The sequence below is a fragment of the Bordetella genomosp. 10 genome (assembly GCF_002261225.1).
In the GTDB taxonomy this organism is placed as follows: Bacteria; Pseudomonadota; Gammaproteobacteria; order Burkholderiales; family Burkholderiaceae_B; genus Bordetella_C.
The window spans coordinates 874904-890295 of sequence record NZ_NEVM01000001.1; the positions used below are offsets into that span (position 1 = coordinate 874904).

Annotated in this window: 15 protein-coding genes; 4 read left to right on the top strand and 11 right to left on the bottom strand. The window is 68.4% G+C overall.

Annotated features, from left to right (window positions below; translation table 11 throughout):
- Nucleotides 1-4: 4 nt before the first annotated feature.
- Nucleotides 5-955, bottom strand: coding sequence for a hypothetical protein (locus tag CAL29_RS31215; protein WP_143277599.1), 951 nt, complete (start codon nt 953-955; stop codon nt 5-7).
- Nucleotides 956-1111: 156 nt separating this feature from the next.
- On the bottom strand, nt 1112-2041 hold the full coding sequence (locus CAL29_RS03790; RefSeq protein WP_094851642.1) for a LysR family transcriptional regulator: 930 nt from the start codon (nt 2039-2041) through the stop codon (nt 1112-1114).
- A gap of 92 nt (nt 2042-2133) precedes the next feature.
- Between CAL29_RS03790 and CAL29_RS03795 the strand changes: the two genes are divergently transcribed.
- Nucleotides 2134-2592 carry a GlcG/HbpS family heme-binding protein gene (locus tag CAL29_RS03795; protein WP_218831800.1) on the top strand — a complete coding sequence of 153 codons (459 nt, stop codon included), beginning with the start codon at nt 2134-2136 and terminating at the stop codon, nt 2590-2592.
- Nucleotides 2593-2669: 77 nt separating this feature from the next.
- On the opposite strand, the gene CAL29_RS03800 is transcribed toward CAL29_RS03795, so the two are convergent.
- On the bottom strand, nt 2670-3137 hold the full coding sequence (locus CAL29_RS03800) for an Lrp/AsnC family transcriptional regulator (RefSeq protein WP_094852689.1): 468 nt from the start codon (nt 3135-3137) through the stop codon (nt 2670-2672).
- A gap of 103 nt (nt 3138-3240) precedes the next feature.
- On the opposite strand from CAL29_RS03800, the gene CAL29_RS03805 reads away from it, so the two are divergent.
- The 3 genes from CAL29_RS03805 (at nt 3241) to CAL29_RS03815 (ending at nt 6412) form a co-directional block, all read left to right on the top strand.
- Nucleotides 3241-4524: a diaminopropionate ammonia-lyase gene (locus CAL29_RS03805; protein WP_094851643.1), complete on the top strand. Its 1284-nt coding sequence runs from the start codon at nt 3241-3243 to the stop codon at nt 4522-4524.
- Between the two features lie 36 nt (nt 4525-4560).
- Nucleotides 4561-5334, top strand: a complete 774-nt coding sequence (locus tag CAL29_RS03810) for a LamB/YcsF family protein (RefSeq protein WP_094851644.1) — start codon at nt 4561-4563, stop codon at nt 5332-5334.
- A 136-nt stretch (nt 5335-5470) separates the two neighbouring features.
- The gene (locus tag CAL29_RS03815) at nt 5471-6412 is read left to right on the top strand and encodes a Bug family tripartite tricarboxylate transporter substrate binding protein (RefSeq protein WP_179283894.1); all 942 of its coding nucleotides are present in this window, start codon (nt 5471-5473) and stop codon (nt 6410-6412) included.
- A gap of 15 nt (nt 6413-6427) precedes the next feature.
- Here the strand turns inward: CAL29_RS03815 and CAL29_RS03820 are convergent, their stop codons facing one another.
- The 8 genes from CAL29_RS03820 to CAL29_RS03855 form a co-directional block, all read right to left on the bottom strand.
- Nucleotides 6428-7405, bottom strand: a complete 978-nt coding sequence (locus tag CAL29_RS03820) for a Bug family tripartite tricarboxylate transporter substrate binding protein (RefSeq protein ID WP_256977174.1) — start codon at nt 7403-7405, stop codon at nt 6428-6430.
- A gap of 124 nt (nt 7406-7529) precedes the next feature.
- Nucleotides 7530-8915 carry an LLM class flavin-dependent oxidoreductase gene (locus CAL29_RS03825; protein WP_094851646.1) on the bottom strand — a complete coding sequence of 462 codons (1386 nt, stop codon included), beginning with the start codon at nt 8913-8915 and terminating at the stop codon, nt 7530-7532.
- 40 nt (nt 8916-8955) lie between these two features.
- Nucleotides 8956-9840, bottom strand: a complete 885-nt coding sequence (locus CAL29_RS03830) for an ABC transporter ATP-binding protein (protein ID WP_094851647.1) — start codon at nt 9838-9840, stop codon at nt 8956-8958.
- A 17-nt stretch (nt 9841-9857) separates the two neighbouring features.
- Nucleotides 9858-10637, bottom strand: a complete 780-nt coding sequence (locus tag CAL29_RS03835) for an ABC transporter permease (protein WP_094851648.1) — start codon at nt 10635-10637, stop codon at nt 9858-9860.
- A complete protein-coding gene (locus CAL29_RS03840) occupies nt 10634-11521 on the bottom strand; it encodes an ABC transporter permease (protein WP_094851649.1) in 888 nt (295 codons plus the stop codon). The genes CAL29_RS03835 and CAL29_RS03840 overlap by 4 nt, the downstream gene beginning before the upstream one ends.
- Nucleotides 11518-12582: an ABC transporter substrate-binding protein gene (locus CAL29_RS03845; protein ID WP_094851650.1), complete on the bottom strand. Its 1065-nt coding sequence runs from the start codon at nt 12580-12582 to the stop codon at nt 11518-11520. Before CAL29_RS03845 ends, CAL29_RS03840 begins: the two co-directional genes overlap by 4 nt.
- 47 nt (nt 12583-12629) lie before the next feature.
- Nucleotides 12630-14150, bottom strand: coding sequence for an amidohydrolase family protein (locus tag CAL29_RS03850; protein WP_094851651.1), 1521 nt, complete (start codon nt 14148-14150; stop codon nt 12630-12632).
- Nucleotides 14151-14425: 275 nt separating this feature from the next.
- Entirely contained in the window at nt 14426-15310 is an 885-nt protein-coding gene (locus tag CAL29_RS03855) for a LysR family transcriptional regulator (protein WP_094851652.1), read from the bottom strand.
- Nucleotides 15311-15392 lie beyond the last annotated feature (82 nt).

Here is a 15392-nt window from a genome sequence, read left to right on the forward strand (position 1 = left end):
GTCATCATCGCACCTCGTCCCGGTCCACGTATCTGGGTTCGACCATGCGCCGGTCCAGGCCGCGCAGCACGTCGTCCAGCATCTGGTACTGGCGCCGCACCAGTTCCCTGCCACGCAGGATGCGGCCATAGCCGGGCGCGATGGTCTCGATGTCGTATTTGTCGAAGACGTCGCCCAGCTTGCGCCGCAGCGCGTCGGTGCTGCCGCCTTCCAGCCACCAGTAGCGGGTGTTCAGGAGGAAGCTGCGGATATGCGCGGCGCTGGTGCGGTTGTCGTCGGCGGTCGTCGTCCAGGGGCCGTTCTCGTCCTGCGACCACTCATGCGAGAACGTGTCGGACGTGAACAGGGTGCGCGTCGCGGCGTCGTACATCCAGCGCGTGCTGATCAGGCGTATGGGCGCCTGGAAGGCCTGCAAGGGGCGGTGCTCGCCGCGGCCGACGTGCAGCGTGGCGGCGCGCCCGACCAGCGTGGTCTTGAGCGCGTAGCCGTCGTCCGGGCCGCCGGCGGCGTCGGAGCGCCCGCCGAAGTCCACCCACTTGGCGGCGTCGGCGTTGCCCGAATAGCATTGCTCGACATCGAAGGCGGCCGCGATCGCCTCGACGTTGCACACCGACATGTACTCGTTGATGCGCATCGGGAAGACCGACAGGGAATCGCCCGGCGCCAGCAGCGAGCCGATCTGCCCGATCAGCGAGCGCTGGTGCGCCGTATAGCCGCTGTCGAGCAGCAGCGCGCGGTCGTCGTGCTTGAGCAGGTAGCAGTTCGACGGCGCGTAGCCGCGCGCGGTGGACGGATAAGCGCTGACGCGGCCCGCGAGCCGCATGATGTTGTGCAGGGCATAGAGCTGGCGGTCGGCCAGGACGGTGATGTGGCTGGCGTGGCTGGCGTGGGTGTCGTGGCCGGCGGGTGCGTCGGCCGGGCGGACGGCGGGCCGGCTGGAGCGTAGTGTCTGCATTCCGATACTCGCGGTGCTGCCGGGGCAGCGGGTCTGGGAGTCGGAACGATTATGGGAGTGCGCCCCGCGCGCCGCCATCGCCCTGGACGTATGTGGACATGGGCCAGGAGCGATGGAACAAAGCGCCGGCGCGGGCTAAGGTCGGTGCCTATGGATTCAGCCATCGACCCGCAATCGCGCCGCAACATCGCGCAGCGCGTCCCGCAGCCAGCGGTGCGCCGGCTCCTTGTGCATGCGGTCGTGCCAATACATGGCGATATCGACGTCGGGCATGGGCACCGGGGGCGCCAGGACCTGCACGCCCGAGGTCGCCTCGAAATGGCGCGCCAGGTATTCGGGCACCGTCGCCAGCATGTCGGAGGCCGCGACGACGGCGGCCGAGGAGAGGATGGACGGCTGCCAGGCGCCGATGCGCCGCGTCCGGCCGGCCGCGGCCAGGGCCTCGTCCACGGTGGCCTCCAGCGTCGCGCTGCCGTCGCGGCCGCGGGCGTAGTAGACGTGCGGCCAGCGTATGTACTGCGCCAGGTCGATCGCGCCACGCACCTCGGGATGGCGCCGCGCCGCGATCACCGCCAGCTTCTGGCGCAGCAGCAGGGACACATGCAGGCCTTCGGGCACCGAGCGCATGAAGCTGATCAGGAGGTCGGCATAGCCTTCTTCGAGCTCGTGGCTGGACCGCGTCAGTTCCGGCACATGGGTGCGCAGGCGGATGCCGGGCGCCACGGCGCGCAGGCGGGCGATCAGGGCCGGGATGAGAACGAAGCCCACCGATTCCGTGGCGGCGACGTCGAAGCGCATGTCCGCATGGGCGGCGTCGAATTCATCCTGGCGCACCAGGGCGTGGTCGATCAGCGCGATGCCCTGGCGTATGCTCTCGGCCAGCGCCACCGCGCGTTCGGTCGGCACCATGCCTTTTTCCGTGCGCACCAGCAGCGGGTCGTTGAACAGCCCGCGCAGGCGAGCGAGCGTGGCGCTCATGGCGGGCTGCGTCATGCCCATGCGCAGCGCCGCGCGGGTGACGTGCGCCTCGCTGACCAGCGCCGTCAGGCAGCGCAGCAGGAAGATATCGAGATGTCTGGGTTCCAAGTGAGACAGCCGGAATCAGGGGCGTCCCCCCATGCCGGAAGCAGGCCCTCGCGTTTTTTGTTCGATCATGCCTTAGCCGACCGGAAAGCTCAATGATGGAAAACATGACCACGATCGCCATGGAAAGCATCTCCCTGCAGGCCGCCCTGGAGATTGCGCAACGCACCATCGCCTACGCGCGCAGCCAGGGGATGACGCCCATCGCGGTGTCCGTGCTGGACGTGCGCGGCGCGCTCAAGGTCTATCTGGCCGAGGACGGCACCAGCCTGCTGCGCGCCGACATCTCGCGCGCCAAGGCCTGGGGCTGCCTGGGCATGGGGTTCGGCAGCCGCAAGCTGGCCGACCGCACCCCGCGCAACGCCTACTTCACCACGGCGCTGCAGGCCATGAGCGACGGCAAGGCCGTGCCCGCGCCGGGCGGCATCCTGATCCGCAACGCGGCCGGCGACGTGGTCGGCGCGGTGGGGGTCAGCGGCGAGACCTCCGACAACGACGAGCTTTGCGCCATGCAGGGCGTGGAAGCGGCCGGGCTGCGCGGCGACCCCGCCTAGGGCCTGTCAACGCGGGCGCAGCGGGTCGGGTCGCGGCGATGGCCGCGCCGGCGTGTGCGCGCCTCGAGGACACGGCGCTAGTCGCGGAAAGGCACGTCCAGCGTCGCCTTGACGCAATCCATCGCCACGAAGGTCCTGAAACTGCGCACGTTGTTGTTCTGGAAGAAAAGCTTGCGCGTCAGTTGCGTGTACTGCGTCATGTCCTTGACCACGAAAATCAGGATGAAATCGCAGGCGCCGGTGACGTAGTAGCACTGCTGGATCTGCGGGCAGTTGCGGAAGGCTTCCTTCATCGCGTCGTAGAGATCGACCTGTTCGCTCTCGGTGGCGACCTCGGTAATGATGGTCAGCGGATGCCCCAGCGCCGGTCCGGAAAGCACCGCGCCCATTTTCCGTATCACGCCCTCCTGCTGAAGGCGCTTCAAGCGCCGGTTCACCGCCGCGGTGGACAAGTGCACCTGCTCGCCCAGGTCGCTTTGCGAGATACGGCCATGCTGCTGCACGAGTTCCAGCAGCTTCAAATCCACGTCGTCCAATGGCGTCACGGCCTGTCCTTGCACGCAATTTATTTGCGTCTGGAGGGTGAAAATGCATAAGAATTAACGCAGGGAGATAAATAACATATCGCCATTCACCCTGGATGGCTAAATGAAATTCTTCCTCAACCCGGCGTCCGCGCCGCCCGCGACTCCCCCGCAACCCATGGCCCGCTGCTCCGCGCGCGACGCGGCGGACGTGGAGGCCACCCTGCGGGCGGTCTTCGACTACCGGCCCACGCCGATGCGCGCGCTGCCCGCCATGGCGCGCAAGCTGGGCATCGCGGAACTGCACGTCAAGGACGAGGGCGCGCGGCTGGGCCTGCGCAGCTTCAAGGCCCTGGGCGGCGCCTACGCGGTGCTGCGGCTGATCATGGCGGAGGTGGGCAAGACGCGGGGACAGCCGTTTCCGGTCGCGGCGCTGCCGCGCGCGCGCTCCGGCTCGCTGCGGAGCGCGGGGGCGGCGGAGGTCTCCGCCGGCGCGGAGGGCGTGAACGCCGCATGGACCCGCGACTTCCACGACATGGCGGCGTCCATGACTTTCGTCTGCGCGACCGACGGCAACCACGGCCAATCCGTGGCCGCCGGCGCGCGCCTGGCGGGCGCCCACGCCGCGATCCTGGTGCATGAGGGTGTCACGCAGGCGCGCCGCGACGCGATCGCGCGCTTCGGCGCCGAGGTCATCGAAGTCGCCGGCACCTACGACGACGCGGTGGCCGAATCGATGCGGCTGGCGCGGGAGCGCGGGTGGACGCTGCTGTCGGATACGACCTGGCCGGGCTACGAGTCCATTCCCCAGTGGGTGATGCAGGGCTACACCTTGATCGCGCGCGAGGCCGAACGGCAGTTGGCCTTGCCGCCCACGCACGTTTTCCTGCAGGCCGGCGTGGGCGGTTTCGCCGCCGCGCTGGCCAGCGCCATGGCCGACCAGTGGTCCGCGGCGGCGCCGGCGTTCATCGTCGTGGAGCCGGCCCGCGCGGCCTGCCTGTACGAAAGCGCGCGGGCGGGGCGGCCGGTGAAGGTGGACGCCGGCGCGCCCACGCTCATGTCCATGCTGGAGTGCTACGAGCCTTCCCATCTCGCGTGGCGTTATTTGCAGCAGATCGCGGCCGCCTTCATGACGGTGGACGACGAGGACGCGGTGGCCGCCATGCGCGCCTTGGCGCTGCCCGAGCGCAGCGGGGAAGCGGTGCTGGCCGGGGAAAGCGGCGCCGCCGGCATGGCCGGCCTGCTGGCCGCGGCCGGGGACGCCGGTATGCGGCGCGACATCGGTCTCGACGAGGGCGCCCGCGTGCTGCTGGTCAATACGGAAAGCGCCACCGACGAAGCGCGTTTCCAGGCGCTGCTGGGTATTTCGTCATCCGACGTGGCGCTGCGCGCCGGCGCGCCGGCATAGGGGCAGCGCATTTCATCCTGAGAGAAGGAAACCATCATGCAAGGACAGATCAATCTGAACGCCGACATGGGCGAGAGCTTCGGCAAGTGGAAGATAGGCAACGACGCCGAGCTGATCAGGATCATCCGGTCCGCCAACGTGGCCTGCGGCTTTCATGCGGGCGACGCCACGGTGATGACCGAGACGGTCAGGCTGGCGCTGGAGAACGGCGCCTCGATCGGCGCGCATCCCGGCTTCAACGACATCTGGGGTTTCGGGCGCCGCCAGATCCAGATGAACGCGCGCGACCTGGAATACATGATCACGTACCAGATCGGCGCGTTGCAGGCGATCGCCAACGCCGCGGGCGCCAAGGTGTCGCACGTGAAGCCGCACGGCGCGCTGAACAACATGGCGCACCATGACGCCACGATCGCCGAGGCGGTCGCGCGCGGCATCCGAGCGGCGGACCGCGAATTGATCTTCGTCGCCAATGCCTGTTCCGAAATGGTGAAGGCGGGGCATCAACTCGGACTGAAGGTCGCGGAGGAGGCCTACGTCGACCGGACCTACTCCGATACCGGCCTGATGACGTCGCGCAGCCTTCCTGGCGCGATGATCACCGACCCCGCCCAGGCGGCGCGCCAGGTGCTCTCCTTTATCGAGGAGCAGGCCATCATCACGCCCTCCGGCAAGCGCATACACAGCGCGATACGGTCTTTCTGCACGCATGGCGACGAACCCACGGCGGTCGCCGTCGCGAGCCACGTGCGCAAGGAGTTGGAAAGAAACGGCATCGCGGTGCTGCCGTTGACGGAAATGCGGTTCTGAAGCATCGCCATATCGAGAGCACTCAAAAAACGCAAGGGGAATGAAAATGAATGCTGTGAATACGGCGCCGCGGCGCCGTCCGGGCAGGGCTCTTTCCAAACGTGCGCGGGCTCGGCCGCTCGCCGTGGCGGCATGCGTGGCCCTGTCCTGCTGGGGTAGCGCCGCCCATGCCGGGGAGGCGTATCCGAGCAAGCCCATCTACCTTATCGTGCCTTTCCCGCCGGGCGGCTATTCGGACCTGCTGGCGCGGCTGATCGCCACCAGGATGTCGGCGGACTTCGGAGAAAGCGTCATCGTCGAGAACCGGCCCGGCGCCGGCGGCAATATCGGCGCCGATCTCGTGGCGAAGAGCCGGCCCGACGGTTATACGCTGGTGATGGGCACCATCGGGACGCAATCCGTCAATCCGCTCATCTATTCCCACATGGCCTACGACGCGGCCAAGGACTTCAGCCCCGTGGCCTTCGTCGCGGACGCGGAAACCGTGCTGGTCGTCAATCCGTCCGTGCCCGCGCGGTCGGTCGCGGACCTGGTCAAGCTGGCGAAGCAGAAACCGGGCGACATGACTTTCGCCTCCGGCGGCAACGGCACGACCAGCCAGTTGGCCGGCGAATTGTTCAAGTCCGTCGACGGCGTCGCGATCAACCACATCCCGTACAAGGGCAACGTGCCCGCGCTGAGCGACGTCGTGGCCGGGCATGTCTCGATGTCCTTCGCCACCTTGCAGCCGGCCTTGCCCTTCATCAAGGAGGGCAAGCTGATTCCGCTCGCCACCCTGGGCACGGCGCGTGCGGCGGTCCTGCCCGAGGTGCCGACCATGGCCGAACTGGGCCGCAAGGAACTGACGGTGCGCAACTGGACGGGCCTGCTCGCGCCCGCGGGAACCCCGAAGGACGTCACGGCCAAGCTGGCCGCGGAGGTCGACAAGATACTCCGGAGCGCCGACGTGCGCGCGCAGATGGAAAGCCTGGGGCTGAGCTACGTGAAGATGGGGCCGGACGAGTTCGGAAAGTTCATCGCGTCGGAGACGACGCGATGGTCCGGGGTCGTGCGGCAGGCGGGCATCACGGCGAACTAGCGTCGCCGTGTCCCCTTAGTCCACGGTGGCGCCCGAGGCCTTGACGGCGGCGCCCCACTTCACGATTTCCTTGTCCATGAAGGCCTGGTATTCCTTGGGCGTCATCACCATCGGCTCCACGCCCAGGCTGGCCAGTTGCGCCTTGACGTCCGGCGAGGCCAGGATTTCCTGGATGGCCTTGTTCATGCGCGTGGTGATGTCGTTGGGCAGGCCGGCCGGGCCGAGGAAGCCGTACCAGGGCTTGGCGTCCACGCCCTTGATGCCGGTCTCGGCCAGGGTGGGCACGTCGGGCAGCGCGGCGGAACGCTTGGAGCCGGTGACCGCCAGCACCTTCAGGTTGCCGGCCTTGACCTGCTGCATGATGGGCAGCGGGTTTTCGAAGGCCAACGGCACCTGGCCGCCGACCAGGTCGTTCAGCAGGGGACCCGATCCCTTGTAGGGAATGTGCTGGATCTTCTGCTTGGTCGCGACGTTGAACATCTCGCCAATGATGTGCTGCGGCGTGCCCGAGCCGGCGGAGCCGAAGGACAGGGTGCCGGTCTTGGCCTTGGCGATGACGTCCTGGATGGAGTTCAGGCCGGACTTGGCGTTGACGGCGACCACGAAATTGGTGTCCGCCAGCGGCGACACGGCCGTGAAGTCCTTGTCCGGGCGATAGGGCAGGGAGCTGTAGAGCGTGCCGGCGATCACGATGGGACCGCTGGCAGCCAGCAGGAAGGTGTAGCCGTCCGGCTTGGCCTTGGCCACGTAGGCCGTGCCGATGTTGCCGCCCGCGCCCGAGCGATTCTCGACGACGATGGCCTGGCCGAACTTGGCTTGCAGCCGCGGCGCCAGCAGGCGCGCCAGGATGTCGGTGGTGCCGCCCGGCGCATAGGGCGACACGATGGTGATGGGGTGGTCGGGCCACGTGTCCTTCGCGTGGGCCGCCGGCAATGCGGCCATGCCGGCCACGGCGAACAGCGCCGCCAGGCGACGGGTCAGTGTCAGGCTCATCGGTTGTCTCCTCGTTTTTTTGGGGTGACGCGAGAGTACTGAAATACCGGGTCGATGCGAGGCCGTGTTTACCCTAGGGCCGGCAAGGCCCCAAGGGCAACGTAAGCTGGGGGTCAGTAAGGTATCAGCCGGCGCTTGCCGCGAGCGCCGGCGCGGGCTGTTCCTGCAGGCGTTGCGCGCGGGCCGTCGCGGCGGGATGGGGCGGGCGCGGCAGGCCCAGGTGCTCGCGCAGCGTGCGTCCTTCGTACTCGGTGCGGAACAGGCCGCGCCGGCGCAGTTCGGGCAGCACCAGCTCGATGAAATCGTCCAGGCCGCCGGGAAACCACGGGGACATGATGTTGAAGCCGTCGGCGCCTTCTTCCTCGAACCACTGCTGCAACTGGTCGGCGATGCCTTGCGGCGTGCCCACGATCTGCTGGTGGCCGCGCGCGCCCGCGATGCGCAGGTAGAGATCGCGGATGCTCAGGTTCTCGCGCCGCGCGAGGTCGACCAGCAGTTGCTGCCGGCTCTTGCCGGCGTTGGTCTCCGGCAGGTCGGGCACGGGGCCGTCCACGGGATAGCCCGAGACGTCGAAGCCGCCCAGCATGTTGGTCAGCAACTGCACGCCGACGACGGGATGGATCAAGTCCTGTAGCTGCGCGAATTTCCGCTCGGCTTCGGCCTGGGTGCGGCCCACCACGGGAAAGATGCCGGGCATGATCTTGACGTGGTCCGGGTCGCGTCCAAGGTCCCGCGCGCGCCGCTTGATGTCGCGGTAGAAGGTCTGCGCCTCGTCGAAGGTCTGGTGCGCCACGAAGATGACTTCGGCCGTGCGCGCGGCCAGTTCGCGGCCGGCGAGCGAGGCGCCGGCCTGCACGACGACGGGCCGGCCCTGCGGCGAGCGGGCTGCGTTCAGCGGTCCCCGCACCTGGAAGTGGTCGCCGCGATGATGCAGCGGATGCAGCTTTTCAGGGGTGAAGTAGACGCCGCTGTCGCGGTCGCGCACGAAGGCATCGTCTTCCCAGCTATCCCACAGCCCGAGGACGACGTCGTGGAATTCCGCGGCGCGGGCGTAGCGCGTGGCATGCTCCATGTGTTCGGCCCGGCTGAAGTTCTGCGCTTCGCTCTCGCCGCTGGAGGTGACTAGGTTCCACCCGGAGCGGCCGCCGCTGATGTGGTCCAGCGAGGCGAACTTGCGCGCCACGTGATAGGGCTCGTTGTAGGTGGTGGAGACGGTGGCGATGAGGCCGATGCGCTCGGTGACCGCCGCCAGCGCCGATAACAGCGTGAGCGGTTCGAAGTTGTCGCTGCGCGCCGTGCGCGACAGCGAGGGGATGTCGCGGTTGCGCACGCCGACGGCGTCGGCCAGGAAAATGGCGTCGAACTTCGCGGCTTCCGCGCGTCGCGCCAGGTCCGCGTAGTGGCGGAAATTGACCCCCGCGTCGGCCTGCGCGTCGGGGTGGCGCCAGGCGGCGATATGGTGGCCGGTCTGCATCAGGAAGGCGCCGAGCTTGAACTGGCGGGTGGGCATGTCGTGATCTCCGTCGGGATGGGGTTGCGCGGGCCCGGACCTACCACGCCATGCGCAGCGACGACAGGGCGGGCAGCGCGGGCGCGCCCGCCTCGGCCAGCCCGTCGAAGGGCTCGTCGCCGGCGATGGGCGCGCCGTCCGGGGCGAGGAAGTCGGCCAGCACGTCGTCGCGTATCCGGATGAAGCGGGGATCGCTGCGGTTGCGGGGATGCGGCAGCGGCACCGGCACGATGCGATGAATGCGTCCCGGCCGCGGCCGCATGACCACCACGCGGTCGCCCAGGAACACGGCTTCCTCGACGTCGTGAGTAACCAGGATCATGGTGATGCGTTCCTTTTGCCAGATGCCTTGCAGTTCGACCTGCAGCCGGGTCCGGGTGAGCGCGTCGAGCGCGCCGAAGGGCTCGTCCAGCAACAGCACGCGCGGCCGGTTGACCAGGCCGCGCGCGATCGCCACCCGCTGCGCCATGCCGCCGGAGATCTGGTGCGGATAGGATTTCTCGAAGCCTTCCAGGCCGACCAGGGCCACGTGCTGGGCCACCAGCTCGCGCTTGCGCGCGGCGTCCAGGGGCGCGTTGCGCAGGCCCACCGCGATGTTCTGTTCGACGGTCAGCCAGGGAAAGAGCCGGTGGTCCTGGAATACGATGCCGCGTTCGGGGCCGGTGCCGCGCACCGGCGCGCCGCCCAGCAGGATGCGGCCGTCGTAATGGTCGTCCAGGCCGAGGACCAGGCGCAGCAGGGTGGACTTGCCGCAGCCGCTGGCGCCGACCACGGCGACGAACTCGCCGGACGGGATGCTCAGGTCGATGCCGTCCAGCACCTGTAGGACGCCGCTTTCGGCCTGGGCATTGGCGTAGCGCTTGCCGACGCCTTGCAGGTCCAGATTCAAGGCTTGCGTGGAGGTTTGCGTGGATGCTTGGGTCATGCGTGGGTGTTCCGAGTTCATTGCGCGGCGCCGCGCAGGCGCGCAAAACGTTGTTCCAGCCGCCGGGTCAGCGCGTTCATGAGCCAGCCCACCACGCCGACGACGATCATGCCGAAGATCACCAGGTCCATCTGGAAGTGTTCGCTGCCCTCGATCAGCAGGTTGCCGATGCCCACGCCCGCCACCAGCAGGTATTCCGCGCCGATGGTGGCGAGCCAGGAATAGATCAGGGCGAGATAGATGCCGGTGAAGATGGCCGGCGCGGCGGCGGGCAGCACCACGTGGAAGAGCGTCTGCGCGCGGCTGTAGCCGTAGACGCGCGCCACTTCCAGCAGGGACTCGGGCGTGCCGCGTATGCCGTCGCAGGTGTTCACCACCACCGGCACCAGCGCCGCCAGGGAGAGGAAGACCACCTTGGCGGTGTCGCCCAGGCCGAACCACACCGAGATCAGCGGGATCCAGGCGAACAGCGAGATCTGCTTGAAGGTGTTGAAGCTGGGACCCGCCAGCCGGTTGAACCAGCGCGACAGGCCCAGCAGCGCGCCCAGCAGCAGGCCGGCGGCCGTGCCGATGAGAAAGCCGGTGAATTCGCGCGCCAAGCTGGCGCCCAGGGCGCGCCAGAGCTTGCCGGTGAGGATCTGGTCGAGGCCGGTCTCGGCCACCTTGGCGGGCGAGACCAGCAACGCGGAATTGACCACGCCGGCGCGCGCCAAGGCCCACCAGAGCAGGATCGCGGCAGCCGGCAGGACGAGGCCGCGCCAGCGTCCGCCGTTCCCGGCCTTGTCGCTCGCGCTCATGGCACGGCCTCCGCTTGCGCGCCGGCCCGGGTGGCGCGGCGGGCGCCGAGCAGGCGCGTTTCCAGGGCATCGAGCAGGCGATCGATGAGCAGGCCGACGGCGCCCACCACGATCACGGCGGCCATCACCAGGTCGAGCTGGAACAACTGGCGGCCATAGACGATCAGGTAGCCGATGCCCTCGCTGGAGGCCACCAGCTCCACCACCACCAGCGACAGCCAGGCCTTGGTGAAGCCCAGCCGCAGGCCGGTGAATAGCGTCGGGGTGGCCAATGGCAGGATCACCTCCAGCACCTCCTGGCGCCGGCTGTAGCCATAGGCGCGCGCGACCTCGCGCAGCGCCGGGCTGGCCAGGCGAAAGCCCTGCAAGGTGTTCAGCGTCACCGGCACCAGCGCCGCCTTGGCGATCAGGATGTACTTCAGCGGCTCGCCGATGCCCACGAGCAGCAGCACGAAGGGCAGCCAGGCCAGCACGGGAATCTGCACCAGGGCGTTGAAGGTGGGCAACAGATAAGCCTGCAAAGGGCGCCACAGGCCCATGGCCGTGCCCAGCGCCAGGCCCAGCACGCTGCCGCCGGCGAAACCCACCAGCACGCGCAGCAGGCTGGCGCGCAGGTTGGTCCAGAGGTCGCCGCTGGTGAACAGGTCGCGCAGCGTGTCCCACACATAGGCCGGGGGCGGCAGGACCTGGGGCGAGATCCAGCCGCGGTCGGCGCCCAGTTGCCACAGCGCGAAGAGGGCCAGCGGCAGGAGCCAGGGCGCCGCCAGCCAGACCGCGCGGCGCCGCCACGCGGATGTCCGGGCGGGGACGGCGGCCCCCGGGGCAGTGTCCGGGGCAGTGGCCGGCCTTGCGCGTTCGCCGCGCGCGAGGGTCAGGATGCTCATGATGCCGGCTTGCCCTTGGCGTCGAAGCGCGTCCAGTAGTGCTCCAGCCCCTGGTTCTTCAGGGCCTGGTCGAGGTAGCGGGTGTCGAACCAGTCGTCGACCGAGACCTCGCGCCGGATCAGCTTGAGCTTCAACGCGTCCGCCACCACGGCCTTGTAGCGCGCGACGATGAAGTCGTCGACCAGCGGGGAGTTGCGCGCGGCCAGGTCCTGCTTGTCGAACTCGGCGGCCCAGGATGCGTAGGGCACGCCGCTCTTTTCCCAGACCTTGAACAAGGCGTCGCGGTTCTTTTCATCGGAGGCCCAGCGCGAGGCGCGCACGAAGACGTCGACCACCTTCTGCACCTGCGCCGGATTCTCCTTGGCGAAGTCCTCGCGCACCAGCAGGGCCGCCTGGCGCGTGTAGGCCGGATCCTGGCCCTGGGTGGAATAGATCACCTTGGCCAGGCCCTGGTCGCGCACCTTGAACCATTCGTAGCCGCCGAAGGCCGCGTCCACGCCGTGCGACACCAGCGCGGCCTGCGCGCTGCCGGCGTCGAGGTTCACGCCCTTGATGTCGCGTTCGCTCAGGCCATGGTCGGCCAGCACGTTGATGGCCACCAGATGGCCGTTGGTGCCGCGGAAGATCGACACGCGCTGGCCCTTCAGGTCCTCGATGCGCGACAGCTTGGAGTCCGGCGGCACGACCACGTAGAGGTTGTTGCGCGCGCCGCTGATCACGAGCAGCTTGGTCTTCAGGCCGTTGGCGCGGCCGACCACCGCCGGCAGGTCGCCCTGGTAGGCGAAGTCGATCTGCCTGTTCGACAGCGCCTCGTTCACGGCCGGGCCGGCGCCCTTGAAGAACAGCCATTCGACCTTGACGCCGTCGGCCTTGAAGGCTTCCTCCAGCCATTGGTTGGCGCGCACCACGCCGCCGGGCGAACCGCCCCAGGTGATCGGGTCGCCGCCGCCCGCGGTGGCCACGCCGATGCGGATCACGTCCGCGGCCAGCGCGGCCGACGCGGCGCCGGCGAACGCCAGGGACAAGGCCGCGCGGGCGGCCCATCGTGCCAACTTGTTCATGCAGGTGCTCCAGGTACGGGGAAAGACGGTGCGGGCCGGGCAGGGGCTCAGGCGGCCTGCTGGCGCGCGGCGGTCAGCTTGCGCTCGACTTCGGTGCCGGCGAAGAAGGCGGGATTGGCTTCGGTGTAGAAGCGGTAGGGATTGCCGAAGACGAGGGCCTTGAAATCGGCGGCGCTGATGACGCCCTGTTCGACCAGGTCCCAGCTTTCCGCCAGGGGCTCGGTGAGGTCCGGCACGTCCCAGTGGCCGACGTCGGAAGACCAGATGGCGTTGATCTTCACGCCCAGCGGGTGCACGCGCTCGTTGAAGGCGGCCGCGACCGTGCGGTCGTCCGCTTCGGAGCCGAAGTAGAAGCTGTTCACCCAGCGGTCCCGGATGTCCTCGACCTTCTCGATTCCGGCCAGCGCGAAGTCGTCGATTTCGTCGGCGCGCGGCTCGCGGCTGTGGGGCAGGGCGGAGATGCCCAGGCTGTCGCGCAGCAACTGGGCGGGATCGACGTCGCGGCCGCGGATGAAGTCGGCGCCATAGCGCGCGAACAGGTCCTTGAGCAGGCCCAGGTCGGCGTTGGCCGGGTTGTAGTTCTGCACCGCGACGCGGTTGCGCTTCTCCCAGCGGTCCACCAGGTGGGTATAGACGTGCGAGCCCCAATCGGCGCCGCCTTCCAGCAGGCCGACGCGCAGGCCGGGGAAGCGGCGCGTGACGCCGCCGAAGAACAGCGCCTTGGCGAAGGCCTGCGAGCCATCGGCGAAGTGGCCGATGTGGTTGTTCATGTAGTTGCTGATGGACTGGCGGCCGGTCCAGCCCTGGCTGCCGTAGTGCGTGGTGACGGGCACGCCGAGCTCGACCACCTTGGCCCAGAAGGGATCGTAGTCGTACTCGCTGTCGATGCCGTAGAAATCGGTGTAGTGCGCGTACCTGGCGATCTCGGGATACTGGTCGGCGGGATACTTGTCGGCGATCGCCTTGACCGGACGCTTCACGCCGCCGGCGATGTTGATCACCTTCAGGCCCAGCGTCTTCACGGCGAATTCCAGTTCCTCGATGCCTTCCTGCGGCGTGTTCAGCGGAATGCCGGCGACGGGCGTGAGGCGGTCGCTGTACTTGCGGTACTGGTCGGCGTGGAAGTGATTGATGGCGCGATGCAGGGCTTGCCGCGTATCGTCGCGCGCGCCCAGCGGCGCCAGCACGTCGTTGGGAAACAGGATGGAGTAGTCCGCCCCTTGCTCGGCCAGGCGCTCGTAGAGCAGCTCGGGCAGCGTGTAGGTGGCGAGGTCCAGGGTGTTGCGGGTGACGCGGGCCCACCAGGGCGCGCGCAGCGTGCGGTTGTATTGCCGTTCTTCCGGCGTCTGGGCGTACCAGTCGCGGCCGTCGCGCTTGGTGTTGTGGCGCGAGCCCAGCGCGCGCCGCAGGGCGTCGACCAGCTTGGCGCCGCCGTAGTGCTGCACGTAGTCCTCGAGGATGGGCGCGTAGTCGTTGACGTGCACGTCGGTGTCGATGACGGGATAGTCCAGCGTCGCCTTGACAGCGGCGGAGCGGGAGGCGTGGATACGGCTCAGGCGATCGTTCATGCAGGTTCTCCGGAGGGGGGGCGACGGCGCGCGCGGGCGCCAGGCTCGGACACGGCGTAAGGGGAACGGCGTAACGGCGGCGGCGCGGCGGGAAGGAAAACGGAAAACGACGCACCGGAAACGACGCAATGCAACCGTCGGGAACTCTAAGCCCGCGGAGATTCGGGACCAACGATGGATTGGTTGTTTTCTACTGCTTATGAGCAAATTCGACGGCCGCGCCATCGCATGCGCGCGCCCGGCCGCCTTATTCGGAGAACGCTATTCGGAGAACGCTACGATCGCGCCGGCACCATGGCCAGGAGATTGGCGACGGCGGGCGCCGGATGGCCGGAACGATAGGCCACGCCCAGGCTGGCGCTGAGATCGTCTTCCTTCAGCGGCACGTAGCGCACCTGGTCGACGCGCGCCTGCTGCATGCAGGCCGGCACGATGGTGATCCCCAGCGAGCTGGCGACCAGGTTGATGGTGGAGGAAATCTGCGGCGCCTGCTGCACGATGCGCGGACTGAAGCCGCGCGCCTCGCAGGCGGTGACGATCATGTCCGACAGCCCGAAGCGCGTGGCGCGCGGATAGAGCAGGAAGGGCTCGTCGCTCAGTTCATGCAGGCGCAGGCTCTTGCGGCGCGCCAGGCGGTGCATGCGCGGCAGGGCGACCACCATGGACTCCGTGGAGATCAGCTTGAACCGCACGTCTTCGTCCATGCCGATGGGCAGGCGGACGAAGGCGACGTCGATGCGGCCCTGGCGCAGGGATTGCATCAGCGGAATGGAGCGATTTTCCTCCAGCGTCATTTCGACCTGGGGATAACGGTCGCGGTAGCGGTGCAGCGCCGTGGTCACCTCCGCGCAGAAAGACGCCGACTCGGTAAAGCCCACGCCGATGCGCCCGATCAGGCCCTGGGCGCTGCGACGGCAGCGGTCGGCGGCCTGGCCCACGCGATCCAGGATGTCGCGCGCCTCCTCGCGCAGCACCGCGCCGGCTTCCGTCAGCCGCACATGGCCGGGCTGGCGGTCGAACAGGCTGACGCCCAGTTCGCGCTCCAGCATCTTGATCTGGTGCGTTAGCGGCGGCTGCGCGATGCCGATGCGCTGCGCCGCCCGCGTGAAGTGCAGCTCTTCCGCGACGACCAGGAAATAACGGAGACGGCGCAAGTCCATACAAAATAAGTATTGGGAATGGGTGCTCAATATATTAGACACGCAGATATTGCGTGTCTAGACTGCCTCTCGGTCATAAGAA